This window comes from Aminobacter sp. BE322 (assembly GCF_050433525.1).
GTDB lineage: Bacteria > Pseudomonadota > Alphaproteobacteria > Rhizobiales > Rhizobiaceae > Aminobacter.
In genome coordinates this window covers 103,164-118,074 of sequence record NZ_JBNPXB010000015.1, presented here as the reverse complement: position 1 = coordinate 118,074, position 14,911 = coordinate 103,164, and the positions used below count along the sequence as shown (strand labels likewise).

Below are 14,911 nucleotides of genomic sequence, written 5' to 3'. Positions count from 1 at the left end.
GTGTCCAGACACTGCGTGGCTCAATCCTTGATTGCGTCGTCCACCTCGGCGGCCAGCGGAATCGACGGCTGGGCGCCGGGCTTGAGGCAGGCGAGCGAGCCCGCCGCCGCGGCGCGCCGCAGCGCCTGCTCGAGGTCGAGCTTGGCGGCCAGGCCGGCGGCGAGATAGCCGCAGAAAGTGTCGCCGGCGCCCACCGTGTCGACGGGCTTGATCTCGAGTGCATCGACATGGATGAGGTCGTCGCCGGTGGCAGCCAAGACGCCTTCGCCGCCGAGCGTGACGATCACGGTCGCCCCGGTGCGGCGGGCGAACGCGCGCATGCGCTCCTGCCTTTCGCCAGCCGGCAGGCCGAGCGCTTCGGCATAGAGGTCGAACTCGGTCTCGTTGGCGATGACATAGTTGGCCTTGCCGACGAAGCCCGCGGCCTCGGCTCGGAAGGGGGCGGTGTTGAGCAGGGTCACGGCGCCGGCCTGGCGCGCGGCGTCGAGCGCCGCGTCCACCGTCGACAGCGGGATCTCGTGCTGGAGCAACACCACGTCGCCCTTCCTGAACTGCGCCTTGGCGAGATCTCCCGGTACGACCGTGCCGTTGGCGCCCGGCACGACCGCGATCATGTTCTCGCCGTCGGCGCCGACGAGGATCAGCGCGATGCCGGTGGCGGCATGCATCTCGGCGACGCCCGACAGGTCGACACCGCCGTCCTTGAGATAGGCGATCGCCTCGCCCGCGAATGCGTCCTTGCCCACGGCACCCACCATGCGCACCTGGGCGCCCGCACGCGCGGCGGCGAGCGCCTGGTTGGCGCCCTTGCCGCCCGGGGCCGACTTGAATTCGCCTCCGGGGACGGTTTCGCCGGGCCCCGGCAGCCGGTTGACGGTGGCGATAAGATCGAGATTGATGGACCCGACGACGGTGATCACGGCGCTCTCCTGCTGCACAGCGGAAGCTATAACGCCTCCTGCGAGCTTTTCCAGATGGCGCGCCTCATTCGCAGCGAACCGTCACCTCGGCCTGGTAGGCCCCGGCCGGGAAGATGCCGGTCGACTTCGTCGCCGCAAGGTCGACCGTCACCGTCTTGGTGCCGTTCGGCAGGCGGGTGACGACGCCGCCGGCGCGGGTCACGCCGTCGACGGTGTAGGTGCTGCTGAAGCTGACATTGGCGTCGCCGCCGCTCGGCGCCGAGAGGAAACTGGCCGGCGCCGGCGCCGACAGGCCGTAGCAATCGAGCAGGTTGAGAAGCGTGCACAGAAGCGAGTTGGTGGTGACGCTGACCGATGCCGCCGAGCCGCCCGACTGGGTGGAGGCGAGCGTGGAGATCGCCGGGTTGGCTATGATCGTGCCGGGCTGTTGCACGACGATGGTGCAGGTGCCGATGATGGCCGCGGAGGCCCTGAGGCCGCTACCGAGCAGGGCCGCGGCCGCGACCGACGCCAACCGCAATGACATCGCCGGAGTCCGCTGCATGGTCCGGCCGCCTATTTCTGCTTGCTGCCGTCGGTCCAGCCGGTGTCGGCCCAGCCGGATTTCGCGGCGATCGCGCCCGTCGTCTCGCCTTGCCCGCCCAGCCCCATCTTCAGCAGCTTGAGCTCCAGCTGCAGCCGGGCCACCTCGAGCTCATAGAGCTTCGAGCAGTCCAGGCGCTTGGGCGTGCGGCCGATCGGTATGACGACGCGTCCATAGGTGGCGACGTCGTTGTTGGACCGGTTGTTGCCCTGGATCACGCCGACGTCGAGATAGGCGCCCGATCCCGAGACGGCCGAGCGGCAGGTGGTGCCGTCGGCGGCGCGGACCTCGTCCTGGCCCTGCGGCAGCGTCACGCCCGGCAGCGTGAACCCGGTCTGGTTCTGGTTGAAGTTGTAGGTTTCCTCGGCCAGTGCCGTGCCCGGCAAGGCGAAGAGGGCAAGGGTCAGGAGCGTCGCTGTCCGAGGAATTTCCCGCATATCTGTGCCCTTATCTGCGTTTGCTCGCCGGGGAATGGGACGCTTTCGGTACAGATACGCACTTTACGCTCGGAGGCGCCGTCGAACGGGATGACGACGAGGACAGGTCTCGATGCTTCGGATCCCAGCATGAAGCTGTTTGGCGCGATTTCGGCCTTCACCGGCTGGAAGTCCTGGTCGTAGACGCGGACGTCGATCCGGATCTTGTGGCCGTAGGGATTGGATGGGTAGACGCGGACGGCGAAGGCGTCGGTGAAGCTGCTCACCTCGCCGCGCATCGGCGACATCGACTGTCCCTGCGCTGCAGGGCTCGCCAGTGCCGCGGCGACGAGGGGGAGAAGGAAGATGGATCTCATCCGTCCCTCCCGTCCTATTCGCAGCGCAGGACCACGGTGGCCTGGTAGGCCCCGCTGGTGAAGCTGTTCGCCCCGCTCTTGGTGCCGGTCAGATGCACCGAAACGGTGGACAGTCCGGGGGCGGTGAGGGGGGTAGACGAACCCGTCTCGCTGATGACGTGGGCGCCAGCCGACGAATAGGTCGGGGTCCAGGTCGTCGGCGTCGTGTCGCTCGCAGGCACGGTCGGCGAGGCAACCGCATCCACGCTGAGCGTGACGCCCCCCGTGGTCGCGAGCGCTACCGATCCGGGCGATCCGCCGGCGTTGTGCGAACTCATCGACTGAAGCCCTGGGCTGACAGTCATCGTGCCGTTGCTGTTGATGACGAGCGTGCAGGTGGCCGTGACGTTGCCGTTGAAGATGACGCTTTGCGTCGCGGCCACGGATGCCTGTGTCATGCCGGCCAATGCAACGAGGCCGACTGCTTGCCAGCAGTATCTCATTCGCCACCCCCTAGAGGCTCAGAGTCCGCATTCTCTGGTGTGACGGTGCTCCCCTATGGTTAATTTCCTATTAATTGGCGCAGGGTCGCAAAATTTCGTCCTCATACATCGTAGTTGTTGCGCAGGTGGTTGCAGCATTCAGGAAAATATTATCTTGCGTTGTTTGCGTATATTTTGAGTTTTTTATGTAAAGTCCGGCCGTGGGATCATCCGCGCCGACTGGTCACGCAAGAAAGTTCAAAACTCAATGAAAGGAAAATTTTGAGGGATAAGCATCGATTGCATAGAAGTTGGGGCTAAAATAGCCGCGAGCCGGTTGCAGATGCAGGGGCATAGCCGGTTTCAGTGCGAATGTAGGGCGAAGTCCGTCATATCGACTGATTAGTAGGAGGGATCGTTCTTCCCGGGAATGCTACGGCGGAAACAACCGTCGCGTGCATGACCGTGCTGTCAGTTGTCAGGGCATGGACGCATCAAGGCGCCGGCGGTCAGGCCGGCGCCCTGGTGTTTCGCATTCACTCGGCCGCTGCAGCTCCAGGCTCAGGCATGGCCCGCCTGCGCGCTCGGAGGCTAGGCCTCCGAGCGTCCTGCATTGCATAGGCCCGGAGCGGCAGATGCCGGGCGCCGATCAATCCTTGTTCTGACCAGGAGGCACGTCAGGCGCCTTGTTGTGGCCACCCGAGTTTCCGGGATCGGTGTCACCGTGTTCGCCGTCGGCACCTTCACCGCCGTTACCGGCGCCCGAATTCGGGTGATGGTGATCGCCGCCGCCGCCACCGCCGCCGCCACCGCCGCCGCCACCGCCGCCGCCGCCACCGCCGCCGCCACCGCCGCCGCCGCCACCGCCACCGCCGCCGCCGCCGCCGTTGCCACCGCCGCCGCCGTTACCGCCGCCGCCGCCATTGCCACCGCCGCCGCCGTTACCGCCGCCGCCGCCGTTGTCGCCGCCGCCGCCGTTGCCGCCGCCGCCACCGTTGCCGCCACCCTCGTTGTCGCTGCCGGTGCCACCATTGTCATCGCTGCCGGCTCCGGCCACGGCCTGAATCAAAGACGTGGTGATGGGCGGGCATTGAGCCAATTCGTCGGAAGACAGTATTTGCCGCCTGTTGAGTGCGATGCAGCAGCGTTGATAGTTGGCGCTGCTGAGCGGCTGGCACTGCTGTGCCGTCATGACCGGTCGCACTTCGGCGAATGCACTTCCACCGAGATAGGTGGACGAGGCAGAGGCCGTGACTAGCAGAAACAATACTTTGGAAAAGCTTCCCTTGATTGCGGACATGGTACTCTCTCCATCAGGAAAGGCGCCGCAACCGCTCCAATCTCATCCCTTCAAGCGGTGTTAATTCAAGGTAACAATTTGTTAGCCATGCCGCCTCCTTTCGGGCACGTCCATATTTTAGCAACCACTCATTAATCACCCACCGTCATCCTTTCATCCATCTAGCGGGGACTACCACTGTGAAACGCCTTGTCGCGCTGGTCGCGCTCACGACCACGTTTGCCGGAACGTTTGCTGCTCATGCCGGTACATCAATGGAAACCAAGGGCCAGGCCTTCGCGCCGCCGGCCTTCGCGTCATTCTGCGGCCGCGAACCCGGGCTTTGCAGCACGTCCGGGGGCAAGAAGGTCGTCGCCCTGAAGCCCGGGTTGAGCGACGAGCTGCAGCAGGTGAACCGCGCGGTGAATGCGCGGATCAAGGAGCGCAGCGACATGGCCAATGTCGGCAAGGACGACGATTGGCGCGTGCCGAGCGCCTATGGCGACTGCGAGGATTTCGCCATCCTCAAGAAACGCGAGCTGATCAAGCGCGGCTGGCCCGCGTCGGCCCTGCTGCTGACCGTCGCGCGCTACCGCGGCGAGGGCCACACGGTGCTGACGGTGCGCACCAGCGAAGGCGACCTGATCCTCGACAACTTGACCGGCTCGGTGAAGGACTGGTCGCGCACGCCCTACAGCTACTTCGCGCGCCAGGCCCAGGGCAACGGCAGCCGCTGGGAACGCATCGGCGCCGCCAAGCCGGTCCGCACCACCGCGTCGGAACTCTGAAGGGACAGGTCAGCCGGGCCGTGCCCGGGCGCCGTCAGCCGCGGCGCTCGAGCAGGATGGTCGGTTTGCCGTGATAGCTGGTCCGGCCAGTCTCGCGATAGCCGTTCTTCCCGGCGACGCGCAGTGACGCGACGTTGCCCGGATCGATGATGCACACGGTGCGGGCGAAGCGGCCGTCTGCCCATTTCACGAAGGCGCCGACGACTTCGCTGGCCAGTCCCTTGCCGTGCATGTCGGCGACGAAGCCCCAACCGGCCTCGGGCGTTCCCTCGATCGACGGAACCAGATCTCGCTTGAGGTCGTGGAAGCCGCCTTCGCCGACGAAGCGGCCCGTAGCCTTTTCCTCGACCGCCCAGAAGCCGTAGCCGATCAGCGACCACGAGCCGGCATGGCGCAGGAAACGCTGCCAGCTTTCCTCGCGCGTGCGCGGCTTGGCGATGAAGCGGGTGACGACGGGGTCGGCCCACATCTCCGCATAGGCTTCGAAGTCGTCGAGGCGGTGCGGGCGCAATATGGCGCGCTCGGTCTCGATCACGGGAATGTCGGCGAGGGAATAGGCGGACATGGGACGGCTTCCTGCTTGGTTGGCCGCCTGTAGCACGGCCGGCGGCCAACTGATCAGGCCAGAGGCCCGGTTCTTTCCCGCCAGCGCTCGGCCATTCCAGGAAAGGCGGAAACGCTCTACTGAGCCGCCATCTCGGCTTCGGCCACCTCGACCGGGTCGAGTTCGTCGAGCGGCACCAGCGGCGCCGGCTCGTCGGTCGTCTTTTCCGGCGACTTGCAGATGTCGGCGATGACGCAGCGCCAGCAATCGGGCTTGCGCGCCTTGCAGACATAGCGGCCGTGCAGGATCAGCCAGTGGTGGGCGTGCAGCATGTATTTGGCCGGCACGATCCTGAGCAGGCCCTGTTCGACCTGGTCGGGCGTGTTGCCCGGCGCCAGCCCGATGCGGTTGCCGATGCGCAGGATGTGGGTGTCGACGGCCATCGTATGATGGCCGAAGGCCATGTTGAGCACGACGTTGGCGGTCTTGCGCCCGACCCCCGGCAGCCTGGTCAGCAGGTCGCGCTCGTCGGGAACCTCGCCGCCATGGTCGCGGATCAGCGCTTCGGACAGCGCGATCACGTTCTTGGCCTTGTTGCGCCAGAGCCCGATGGTGCGGATGTATTCGCCGACCCTGTCCTCGCCAAGGGCCAGCATCTTCTCGGGCGTGTCCGCGACGGCGAACAGCGCGCGCGTCGCCTTGTTCACGCCGGCATCGGTCGCCTGTGCCGACAGCACGACGGCGACGAGCAGGGTGAAGGCGTTGACGTGCTCGAGTTCGCCCTTCGGCGCGGGCCTCTGGACCTGGAAGCGGCGGAAGATCTCGTCGACTTCGGCCGCACTGTAGAGCGAGCGGCGGCGCGGCGCGCGCCGGGCCGGCTTGGCCGCGGCTGCCTTGCCGCCGTTGGCCATCGACGCCTTCGGCCTATCTTGGGGCTTGGGGTTTTTCATTGCCCCTCTATAATCAACGGACATGAGCGATACAAACAGCACATTCGCTGCCGACGAGCCCTTCTTCAAGGCGCTGCTATTGCCGCACCGGTCGCTCGGCCGCACCGGCTTCCTGATCCTCATGGGTGCGCTGACGTTCGGCTGGGTGGTCACCGGCGCGATCTTCCTGAGCTATGGCGCCTGGCCGGTGTTCGGGTTCTTCGGCCTCGATATGGTCGGCGTCTACTTCGCCTTCCGCCTCAACTACCGCGCCGCACGGGCACGCGAGGAAGTCAGCGTCTCGCGAACCAGCCTTGACATCCTCAAGACCGCGCCCTCGGGCAGGTCCGAGCGGTTCCGCTTCAACCCGTTCTGGGCCCGGTTCTCGGTCTCGCGCCACGACGAGATCGGCATCACCGCGATGGCGGTGACTTCGCGCGAGGCAAGCGTCTCCATCGGCGGCTTTCTCAATCCCGACGAACGCGAGAGCTTTGCCCGCGCCTTCTCCCGCGCACTCGCCGTGGCCAAGGCCGGATAGTCAGGCAGAATGAGCAGGAATCGGGTGGGAAACGCCGGCTTGCCAAGCGATATTGGCGTTCAAGGAGACATTGCCATGAACGCTCAGATGAACGCTCGTACGAAGCTCAGCCCCGTCGCGATGCTGCACCAGGACATCACCCCGGATGGCATCGAATATGAAACCGTGCGCCGGGTGATCGAGAAGATCAGCCTCGACTATCGCGACCAGCCATCGCTCGAAACGCTGGCCGAAGAGGTCGGCGAAAGCCCGACCGGGCTGCAGAAGCTGTTCAGCCGCTGGGCCGGCCTGTCGCCGAAGGCGTTCCTGCAGGCGGTGACGCTCGACCATGCCCGGCGCCTGCTCGACGACGGCCTGCCGCTGCTCGAGACCTCGCTGGAGGTGGGCATGTCGGGGCCGGGGCGCCTGCACGACCTGTTCGTCACCCACGAGGCGATGTCGCCGGGCGACTACAAGACGCGAGGCTTGGGCCTTACCATCCGCTACGGCTTCCATATCTCGCCCTTCGGCGTGGCGCTCATCATGGTGACCGATCGCGGCCTGGCCGGCCTGTCGTTCAACGATGCCGGCGAGGAGCGCGCCGCCTTCGCCGACATGTCGGGCCGCTGGCCGAACGCCACCTATGTCGAGGACATGGGTGCGACCGCACCCTATGCCGCGCGCATCTTCGACCCGAGCCGCTGGCGCGCCGACCAGCCGCTGCGCGTGGTGATGATCGGGACGGACTTCCAGGTCCGGGTGTGGGAAGCCCTGCTGAAGATCCCGATGGGCCGGGCGTGCACCTATTCGGCCATCGCCGCCGACATCGGCACGCCCAAGGCGAGCCGCGCGGTCGGGGCCGCCGTCGGCGCCAACCCCCTGTCATTCGTCGTGCCGTGCCATCGGGCGCTGGGCAAGTCGGGGGCGCTGACCGGCTACCACTGGGGCCTGACGCGCAAGCGCGCCATTCTGGGCTGGGAAGCCGGCCGGGTGGCGCGGTAGGCCGGCCGGCCGAACGCTCAGCCGTTCACCACGAAGGCAAGCAGCAGCTGCGGCGCCTGTATCGGCGCCCGCACGATGTTGAGCTGGCCGCGATAGCGCCGTTCGCCCGCGCCGATGACGAAGCCGCTGGAGATGGGGACGCCGTTGTTGCCGTCGAGGCGGGTGAAGATGTCGGCGACGTTGACGTCGAGCGACAGCCGCAGGTCGCGCTGTGCGTCCTCGCCGAAGCCGACCGGCAGCTGGCGCCTGACGAGCTGCTGGAACGCCGGATTGAAGGCCAGGATGCGTTTGGCCGAAGACAGTGCGAAGGCGGGGGCGGGGCAGGCGCCGAGGATCGCGTTGATGGTGCGAAGCGAGGCGAGCGCACCGAGCTCCGCCTTCTGATCGGAGATCCAGCGCAGGCAGGCGACCCGTATCGCCGATGCGAGATTGCTGCTGTCGTCGTTGGCGGTGGCGATCTCTTCGACCATTTCGCCGATGGTGAGCCGGTTGTGCTCGGCGAGCTGCTTGAGCGTGGTCCAGAACAGGCGCTCGAGCCTGATGCCGCGTCGTGTTCCCTGGCGGACGACGACGCGGAAGTCGGTCGCCAGGTCGTCTGCGGAAAAGACGCTGACCGGGGGCGGTATCGGCTGTCTCGCGGCGCTATCGTTCACGCAGGGCCTCGTTGCGTGCCTTGGTGATCGGCTTGAGCAGGTAGCTCAGGATGGTCTTGCGGCCGGTGATGATCTCCACCGTGCTGATCATGCCTGGGATGATCGAATAGGTCTTGCCGTCCTTTTCCAGGGTCGACCGGTCTGTCGACACGCGGACCTGGTAGTATGGCTCGCCCGTGTTCTGGTCGACGAGGCTGTCGGCGGTGATGTTCTGCACCTTGCCGTCGAGGCCGCCGAAGATCGAGAAATCATAGGCCGAAACCTTGATCAGGGCCTTCTGCTCGGGGCGGATGAAGGCGACGTCGCGCGGCGACACGCGCGCCTCGACCAGCAGCGTGTCGGATGTCGGCACGATGCCGGCCACGACGCCGCCCGGCTGCACGAAGGCGCCGAGCGTGTTGACGTCGAGCGTGTTGACGATGCCGTCCACGGGGGAGCGGATGTCGGTGCGGGCGACGCGGTCGCTGGCGCCGCGGATGGTCTCGTCGACCACCGACAGTTCGGCCAGCGCCTGGGTCAGTTCGTCGAGCGCCTGCTGCCTGAGCTCGAGGCCGAACTCGTCGACCTGCAGCCTGGCTTCGACGATGGCCGCCTCGGTCCGCTTGATGGTTTCGCCGGCGAGCTTGAGCTGGCCGTTGAGGTCGGCCTGCTCGCGGTCGACCCGGATCTGCTCGGTCTGGGCCATCAGGTTGCGCTTGACCATCGAGGTCACCAGCGCGGCCTCCTTCTCGCTGACCGCGATGTTCTCGGTGAGCCGCTGCACGTTGGCCTGCGCCTCGCTCAGCTCCTTCTGGCGCTGGTCAAGCCGCGACTTGAGCACCGACAGCTTGGTGTCGAAATTCTGCCGCCGCGCGACCAGCAGCTTCTGCTCGTTCTCGCAGATCTCCGGCGCGGTCTCTATCAGCTCGTCCGGACAGGCGAGCGGCTCGCCGATCCTGCCGTCCTGTTCCTGCTTGAGCCGGGCGATCCGCGCCTGGAGCGTGCGCGCCTTGGCCTGCTGCTCGCCGAGGCTGGAGGTACTGACGGTATTGTCCAGCCGGACGATCAGGTCGTTCTTCTTGACGATCTGGCCGATCTTGACGGCGATTTCCTGCACGACACCGGCCTCGCTGGCCTGGACGATCTGCGTTTTCGACGCGGGAATGACCTTGCCCTCGCCACGGGCGATCTCGTCCACCTCTGCAAACGACGCCCAGCCGACGAACGCCGCAAACAACGCACCTATGATCAGCACCGAGGCCGACGCGAACAGCGGCGGCCTGTCTTCCCTGGCTATCATTCCTGCCCCAGTATATTGAACGGGTTCAATATAACCAATCGCCCAGACGTCCGTGCTCAGCCGTTCGGCCGCTGCAGCGCCTGGATGACCTTATCCTTCGGCCCGTCTGCAACTATCCGGCCCTGTTCGACGACAATTAGGCGATCGACGATCTCAAGCATACTATAACGATGCGTCGATATGATCAGTGTCGTCTTGTCGTCGAAGGCGATTTTCAGTTGTTTGATTAACTGCCGCTCCGAGGCCAGGTCCATGGAGCCCGACGGCTCGTCCAGGAAGACGATCTTGGGCTTGGTCAGGAGCAGCCTGGCGATGGCAACCGACTGGCGCTGCCCGCCGGAGAGGTTGGTTCCGCGCTCGCCGACATTCATGTCGTAGCCGCGCGGGTGGCGGGACACGAATTCGTCGACGCCGGCCGCCTTGGCGGCCGCGATGATCTCCTCGTCGCTGGCGTCCGGCCGCGCCATGAGGAGATTTTCCTTCACCGTGCCGGAGAAGAGATCGCCGGCCTGGGCGACGATGCCCACCGCGGCGCGCACTTCCGAGGGGTGGTATTGGCGCACGTCGATGCCGTCGAGCAGCAATTCGCCCGATGTCGGCAGGAACAGGCGGCCGATCAGGCGCCCGAAGGTGGTCTTGCCCGAACCGATCCGGCCGATGATGCCGACGCGCTCGCCGGGATTGACCGTCAGGTTGACGCCTGTCAGCACCTGCGCCTCGGTGCCGGGATAGGCGAAGCCGACATTGCGCAGCGACAGCGCCCCGAACCGGATCGGGCGGTTGACGAAGCCGACCGTGTCCGGCCGGTCCTCGGGCTGCTGCATGATGGTGTTCAAGACCTTCAGCGACAGCGTCGCCTGGCGGAAGCGCGAAATGGTGATGGCGAGCTGGCCGAGCGGCGCGACGGCGCGTCCCGACAGCATCACCGCGGCGATGATGGCGCCGGTGGAAACGGCGCCCAGCTCGAAAGCGTAGGCCCCGGCCACGACCAGCGCCACCGTCACCAGCTGCTGGATGAACTGTGTGATGTTGGCGGCGGCAGCCGAAAGCTGCTTGATCTTTTCCGACGTGTTGGCGGCATTCTTGGAATGCTCGCGCCACTTGCGCAGCAGATATGCCTCGGCGCGCAGCGACTTGATCGTCTCGACCGTCGAGATCGATTCGATCAGCAGCGCCTGGCGCTGCGAGGCCTCGTTCATCGACGCGGCGACCCGCTTGCCGATGCGGTGCTGCGCCACCAGGCCGATCACGATCGCGGCGATGAAGGCGACGACCGGAACGATGACCAGCCAGCCCGCGACCGCATAGATCACCAGCAGGAAGATGAAGACGAAACCGGTGTCGATGAAGGTGCTGACGGTGTTCGAGGTGAAGAACTCGCGTACGAATTCGTATTGCGACACACGATTGGCATATTCGCCGGTCGAGGCCGGCCGCGAGCTCAGGGACGAATTGAGCACCTTCTCGAACAGCATGTAGGAGATGCGCAGGTCGGCCTTGCGGCCGGCATGGTCGATCAGCGCCGCCCGCGCCGTCTTGAGCAGCAGGTCGAAAAGGATCGCGGTTGAAACGCCCAGCGCCAGCACCCAGAGCGACGAGATCGCCTTGTTGGGCAGGATGCGGTCGTAGACGTTCATGGTGAAGATCGGCGAAGCGATCGCCAGCAGGTTGATGAAGATCGCCGCCAGGGCCACCCGCGAATAGGATCGCCAGAAGGCGCCGACGGTGCCGAACAGCCAGTGCTTGCGCTCGATGCGGGCGGCGGTGCCGGCGCTCATCTCCTCGGCGGTGTTGGCGTAGGTGATCGAGAAGCTCGCGCCGCCTTCGATCGCTATGCTCAGCAGTTCATCGCGCGAGATCGAGGTGCGCCCGTCCTCCTGCGGTCCCGTCAGGAACGCCGCGCCGTCGCGCTGCTCGGCCAACAGTGCAATCGGCAGGCGGTTCTGGCGAAAGATGATGACCGGCAGGTCGAAGCGGCCGCGCGCGAAGTCGCGGTGGTCGAATTCCTCGGTCTCCAGCCCGATCCGTTCGGCGAGATGCCGGATCTCCTGCATCTCGATACGGGAATCCGAGATCGGGACGCCGGAGAACAGGACTGTCTCAGCGCTCGGGCGGCCTAGATAGGCCGCAACGGCCGAGAAGCATTTCTTGAATGCTTCGGCCGGCGTCTGGATGTGTGCCTGTTGGTTCATGAGCGGCGGGGGCGGCCGTCAGGCTACACCCTACTTCTTTCTGACGGGAGCCAGCAGGTCGAAAGGCAGATCGTTCGCCTGCTGCGACGGTGTCCGTGCATAGGTTTCCGTATCGGCGGTCTCGGGTACGTTGAACTCGCTCCGCGCGTAGGCGTCCGACTGCTTGGCCGGCGCGACGTTCATGGTCTTCAGCAACTGGCCGGTCGCGGCGTGCAGCCTGTACTCGGCAAACAGCGATGCGAAGGCCGCGGTATTCGACAGCGTCTCGGTGTTGAAGCGGGTGTTCTGCGCATCGAGCACGTCGAGCAGCGAACGCTGGCCCACCTTGAACTGTTCGCGATAGGAGGCGACCAGCCTGTCATTGGCGATGGACTGCTGGCGCAGGGTCTTGGCCAGATCCGCCTGGCGGAAGCGGCGATCCCAGGAAATGCGCACCGCCTCCTCGACTTCGCGCTGCACCTGGTGCAGCGCGAGACGCTGCTCGCTGACGCGGCGGATCTGCTCCTGCTCGTTGGCCTAGTCGATGCCGCCGCGGTAGAGGTTCCAGCGCAGCACCAGCCGGGCCTGCAGGTCGTTGGTGTCTTCCTCGGCGCCGTCGATGTCGTAGCCGACGCGCGCGCGGCCTTCGGCGACGACTTCGGGGCCGTATTTGGCCCGTGCCGCGTCGACCAGTGCCGCGGCCGCGTCGATGTCGCTGTTGGCCATGCTGACGCGCGGATTGTTGCGGCGGGCGATGCCCAGCGCATCGTCGAGCGAGCGGGGCAGGGCCTTGGCCACGGAGCCCGGCTTCGACGCATTGACCAGCGGCTTGCCGACGGTCTTGAAGAACCTGATCTTGGCGGCTTCCAGCTCTTCGGAAGCCTCCTGCACGCGTGCCTTGGCGGCAAACAGCCGCTCCTCGGCCTGCTGCCTGTCGGCGTCGGTCAGCGCGCCGCCCTTGATGCCTTCCTGGATGTCACCGAGGATCGACTGGTGGAAGCCGAGGTTCTTCTTGGCGTCGCCGACGATCTGGGCCTGGAGGATGTATTCGAGATAGTCCTGGACGACCGACAGCCCGATGAACTCCGAGCGCTCGAGCACGCGGAACGAAGCGCCGTCGACGCGCGATGCCTGGCGGCTGAGTTCGGCCCTGCGGGCGCCGTTGTCGAACAGCTTCTGGGTGACCACGACGCCGGCTTCCGACGGATAGAGCGCATCGTCCTCGCGGTCGCTCAGGCGCCGCGACGGGTTGTCGAGCCGGCGCACGCCGGTCGAGGCCTCGAGGTCGACGCTGGGCAGGTAAAGACCCTTGGCCTGGCGTAGCTCGAACTCGATCGCCTCGCGGTTTTCGATGGCCTGGCCGATCTCCGGGTTGGATTCGACTGCGACGGCAATCGCTTCCTTGAGCGTCAAGGCGCCGGCACTTGTGCCCGACAGCATGGTCGCTGCAAGCAGGAAGCCGAACCGCGTCGCAAACTTTCCAAGATGCATTTCGAAAACTCCCCGCTCCACCACGGCGTTCCCGCCAGCGTCGCCCCTCAGCACATCCACCGACTGCAATTATCCAGCTGTTGGCGAAAAGCGACAGCAAATTGATTGCGGTTGTACCGGATTGATCCGATTCGCGCCATTTGACCCAGGACCTGTAGCAAAAATGCTACATTCTTAAAGGCTAAAACTACTTTCGCTCCAAGGATATCCGAAGTTTTTCGGTCTTGCGGGAGTGCCTCGGTGATTGAAACCAGGAATTGTCGTGCGACCCCCTCATTCGAGGGACGTGCAGGCCAAGATTACTGCAGGCCTTCTCCGGGCGCGATCGTGGTGAAATCGCCGGATAAGGCAGCCACCTGATCCGATCCGGGGCGTCCACCATGGATCCAGGCGCGGTCGGTGCTGAAGGAATAGAGCGGCACGTAGCTCTTCAGCTCGTCGTCGCGGCGGACGTCGTTGTAGAGATTGTCGAGAATGAAACTGCCACTCTGGGTAGCAATCGACAGTACCGCGTGGAACACCTTCAGTTCCCTGTCCTGGAGCACGACCAGCGACATGCTCTGGGCCGGTACGCCGGCCTTGATCAACGCCGCCATCTTGAGGATCGCGAAGTCCTCGCAATCGCCGATGCCGCGCGCCAGCGTTTCCGCCGGCGTCGCCCAGTAGTCGAGGCCGCCGTAGATTTCCTTGTCCTTGCGGTAGCCGATCATGGTGTTGACCACGCGGTTGACGGTGGCGAGCTTGTCCAGGAACTTCTTGTCGCGGACGCCCACCGTAAGCATCGCGAAGGAGGCGCCCCGCTTGCCGCAGGCGACGCCTTGCGTGCATTCGCCGATCTGGCTGTAGACCTTCCTCCAGCGCCAAGCGACGGGAAAGTTGCGCATCGGAATGGCAACCGAGCCGAACACGCCCGGGACGATGCCGGAGGTCTGGATCGGGTCCACCCCGGCGCGCTCCTCGGCAGCTGCCGATGCGACGACCTGGACGGCGCGTTCGATGAGGCCGCTGGCGTCCGCCGCCGGATCGAACGATGTCGCTGCCCGGGTCGCGGCGGGCAGGCGCAGCGCCACGCCGCCGAGAAGGGCCGGCATCTGCACCGAGGACTGCATCTGGTCGTCGCTTGCGGTGGCATTTTGCAGTGTCGTGGCGACAAGTGCCGCCGTTGCAAGAAGTCTAATTCCACGTGCGATGTATTTGTTTGACGTTGCTTTCATGGCGCCCACCAATTTTGATGAACGGTAGCAACGGGGTCTCAAATTATCGCAAAGAGATACAGATAATCATGGAATAATTTGTAGAACGCATTTTTCTTCAAATTTTATGAGAATTCTGATCTTTGGAGATGCTGGCTGGAGCCGAGGTGCGTGCCGCCTCGACGAGGGGCTGGTGCGCCGGCGGGATTCGTGGCCTCCTGTGCCATCGATCGAGGTCGTCATGGAACGCCGTCCGCCTGATCCCATGCCGCCGGCTCCGGCATCCGCATGGAAAGATCGGTCACTGC

General features: G+C 65.4%; 15 protein-coding genes and 1 pseudogene. 3 read left to right on the top strand and 13 right to left on the bottom strand.

Features of this window, described 5'->3' with window-relative positions:
* Positions 1-20 precede the first annotated feature (20 nt).
* The 6 genes from J2X50_RS19400 to J2X50_RS19375 form a co-directional block, all read right to left on the bottom strand.
* Positions 21-920: a ribokinase gene (locus tag J2X50_RS19400; RefSeq protein ID WP_429097481.1), complete on the bottom strand. Its 900-nt coding sequence runs from the start codon at positions 918-920 to the stop codon at positions 21-23.
* 64 nt (positions 921-984) lie between these two features.
* A complete protein-coding gene (locus tag J2X50_RS19395; RefSeq protein WP_429097480.1) occupies positions 985-1,446 on the bottom strand; it encodes a hypothetical protein in 462 nt (153 codons plus the stop codon).
* 29 nt (positions 1,447-1,475) lie between these two features.
* On the bottom strand, positions 1,476-1,940 hold the full coding sequence (locus J2X50_RS19390) for a hypothetical protein (protein ID WP_429097478.1): 465 nt from the start codon (positions 1,938-1,940) through the stop codon (positions 1,476-1,478).
* Positions 1,907-2,296, bottom strand: coding sequence for a hypothetical protein (locus J2X50_RS19385; protein ID WP_429097476.1), 390 nt, complete (start codon positions 2,294-2,296; stop codon positions 1,907-1,909). The genes J2X50_RS19390 and J2X50_RS19385 overlap by 34 nt, the downstream gene beginning before the upstream one ends.
* 14 nt (positions 2,297-2,310) lie before the next feature.
* On the bottom strand, positions 2,311-2,733 hold the full coding sequence (locus tag J2X50_RS19380) for a hypothetical protein (RefSeq protein ID WP_429097474.1): 423 nt from the start codon (positions 2,731-2,733) through the stop codon (positions 2,311-2,313).
* A 673-nt stretch (positions 2,734-3,406) separates the two neighbouring features.
* Positions 3,407-4,057, bottom strand: a complete 651-nt coding sequence (locus J2X50_RS19375) for a hypothetical protein (protein WP_429097473.1) — start codon at positions 4,055-4,057, stop codon at positions 3,407-3,409.
* A gap of 179 nt (positions 4,058-4,236) precedes the next feature.
* Between J2X50_RS19375 and J2X50_RS19370 the strand changes: the two genes are divergently transcribed.
* Entirely contained in the window at positions 4,237-4,824 is a 588-nt protein-coding gene (locus tag J2X50_RS19370; protein WP_429097472.1) for a transglutaminase-like cysteine peptidase, read from the top strand.
* 34 nt (positions 4,825-4,858) lie between these two features.
* Here J2X50_RS19370 and J2X50_RS19365 read toward each other — a convergent pair whose 3' ends face one another.
* On the bottom strand, positions 4,859-5,389 hold the full coding sequence (locus J2X50_RS19365) for a GNAT family N-acetyltransferase (RefSeq protein ID WP_429097471.1): 531 nt from the start codon (positions 5,387-5,389) through the stop codon (positions 4,859-4,861).
* Positions 5,390-5,505: 116 nt separating this feature from the next.
* Positions 5,506-6,318 carry an endonuclease III gene (gene nth, locus J2X50_RS19360; protein WP_429097470.1) on the bottom strand — a complete coding sequence of 271 codons (813 nt, stop codon included), beginning with the start codon at positions 6,316-6,318 and terminating at the stop codon, positions 5,506-5,508.
* Between the two features lie 22 nt (positions 6,319-6,340).
* On the opposite strand from nth, the gene J2X50_RS19355 reads away from it, so the two are divergent.
* Together J2X50_RS19355 and J2X50_RS19350 are read left to right on the top strand one after the other, a co-directional pair.
* Positions 6,341-6,835 carry a DUF2244 domain-containing protein gene (locus J2X50_RS19355; protein ID WP_429097469.1) on the top strand — a complete coding sequence of 165 codons (495 nt, stop codon included), beginning with the start codon at positions 6,341-6,343 and terminating at the stop codon, positions 6,833-6,835.
* 75 nt (positions 6,836-6,910) lie between these two features.
* Positions 6,911-7,816 (top strand): methylated-DNA--[protein]-cysteine S-methyltransferase, encoded by a 906-nt coding sequence (locus J2X50_RS19350; RefSeq protein ID WP_429097468.1) that lies wholly within the window; start codon positions 6,911-6,913, stop codon positions 7,814-7,816.
* Between the two features lie 17 nt (positions 7,817-7,833).
* Here the strand turns inward: J2X50_RS19350 and J2X50_RS19345 are convergent, their stop codons facing one another.
* From J2X50_RS19345 to J2X50_RS19325, 5 genes and pseudogenes are all read right to left on the bottom strand, one after another.
* On the bottom strand, positions 7,834-8,469 hold the full coding sequence (locus J2X50_RS19345) for a ribbon-helix-helix domain-containing protein (protein WP_429097466.1): 636 nt from the start codon (positions 8,467-8,469) through the stop codon (positions 7,834-7,836).
* Entirely contained in the window at positions 8,459-9,748 is a 1,290-nt protein-coding gene (locus J2X50_RS19340; protein WP_429097464.1) for an HlyD family type I secretion periplasmic adaptor subunit, read from the bottom strand. The genes J2X50_RS19345 and J2X50_RS19340 overlap by 11 nt, the downstream gene beginning before the upstream one ends.
* A 56-nt stretch (positions 9,749-9,804) precedes the next feature.
* Positions 9,805-11,940 (bottom strand): type I secretion system permease/ATPase, encoded by a 2,136-nt coding sequence (locus J2X50_RS19335; RefSeq protein WP_429097463.1) that lies wholly within the window; start codon positions 11,938-11,940, stop codon positions 9,805-9,807.
* Positions 11,941-11,970: 30 nt separating this feature from the next.
* A pseudogene (locus J2X50_RS19330) lies at positions 11,971-13,359 on the bottom strand (TolC family protein).
* Between the two features lie 350 nt (positions 13,360-13,709).
* Positions 13,710-14,624, bottom strand: coding sequence for a transglutaminase-like cysteine peptidase (locus J2X50_RS19325; protein WP_429097461.1), 915 nt, complete (start codon positions 14,622-14,624; stop codon positions 13,710-13,712).
* Positions 14,625-14,911: the final 287 nt, after the last annotated feature.

What these genes read in the sequence shown, in the direction of transcription:
- J2X50_RS19395 (WP_429097480.1), bottom strand. Translation starts at nt 1,446, where the DNA reads ATGTCATTGCGGTTGGCGTCGGTCGCGGCCGCGGCCCTGCTCGGTAGC.
- J2X50_RS19390 (WP_429097478.1), bottom strand. Translation starts at nt 1,940, where the DNA reads ATGCGGGAAATTCCTCGGACAGCGACGCTCCTGACCCTTGCCCTCTTC.
- J2X50_RS19385 (WP_429097476.1), bottom strand. Translation starts at nt 2,296, where the DNA reads ATGAGATCCATCTTCCTTCTCCCCCTCGTCGCCGCGGCACTGGCGAGC.
- J2X50_RS19380 (WP_429097474.1), bottom strand. Translation starts at nt 2,733, where the DNA reads ATGACACAGGCATCCGTGGCCGCGACGCAAAGCGTCATCTTCAACGGC.
- J2X50_RS19375 (WP_429097473.1), bottom strand. Translation starts at nt 4,057, where the DNA reads ATGTCCGCAATCAAGGGAAGCTTTTCCAAAGTATTGTTTCTGCTAGTC.
- J2X50_RS19365 (WP_429097471.1), bottom strand. Translation starts at nt 5,389, where the DNA reads ATGTCCGCCTATTCCCTCGCCGACATTCCCGTGATCGAGACCGAGCGC.
- nth (WP_429097470.1), bottom strand. Translation starts at nt 6,318, where the DNA reads ATGAAAAACCCCAAGCCCCAAGATAGGCCGAAGGCGTCGATGGCCAAC.
- J2X50_RS19355 (WP_429097469.1), top strand. Translation starts at nt 6,341, where the DNA reads ATGAGCGATACAAACAGCACATTCGCTGCCGACGAGCCCTTCTTCAAG.
- J2X50_RS19350 (WP_429097468.1), top strand. Translation starts at nt 6,911, where the DNA reads ATGAACGCTCAGATGAACGCTCGTACGAAGCTCAGCCCCGTCGCGATG.
- J2X50_RS19340 (WP_429097464.1), bottom strand. Translation starts at nt 9,748, where the DNA reads ATGATAGCCAGGGAAGACAGGCCGCCGCTGTTCGCGTCGGCCTCGGTG.
- J2X50_RS19335 (WP_429097463.1), bottom strand. Translation starts at nt 11,940, where the DNA reads ATGAACCAACAGGCACACATCCAGACGCCGGCCGAAGCATTCAAGAAA.
- J2X50_RS19325 (WP_429097461.1), bottom strand. Translation starts at nt 14,624, where the DNA reads ATGAAAGCAACGTCAAACAAATACATCGCACGTGGAATTAGACTTCTT.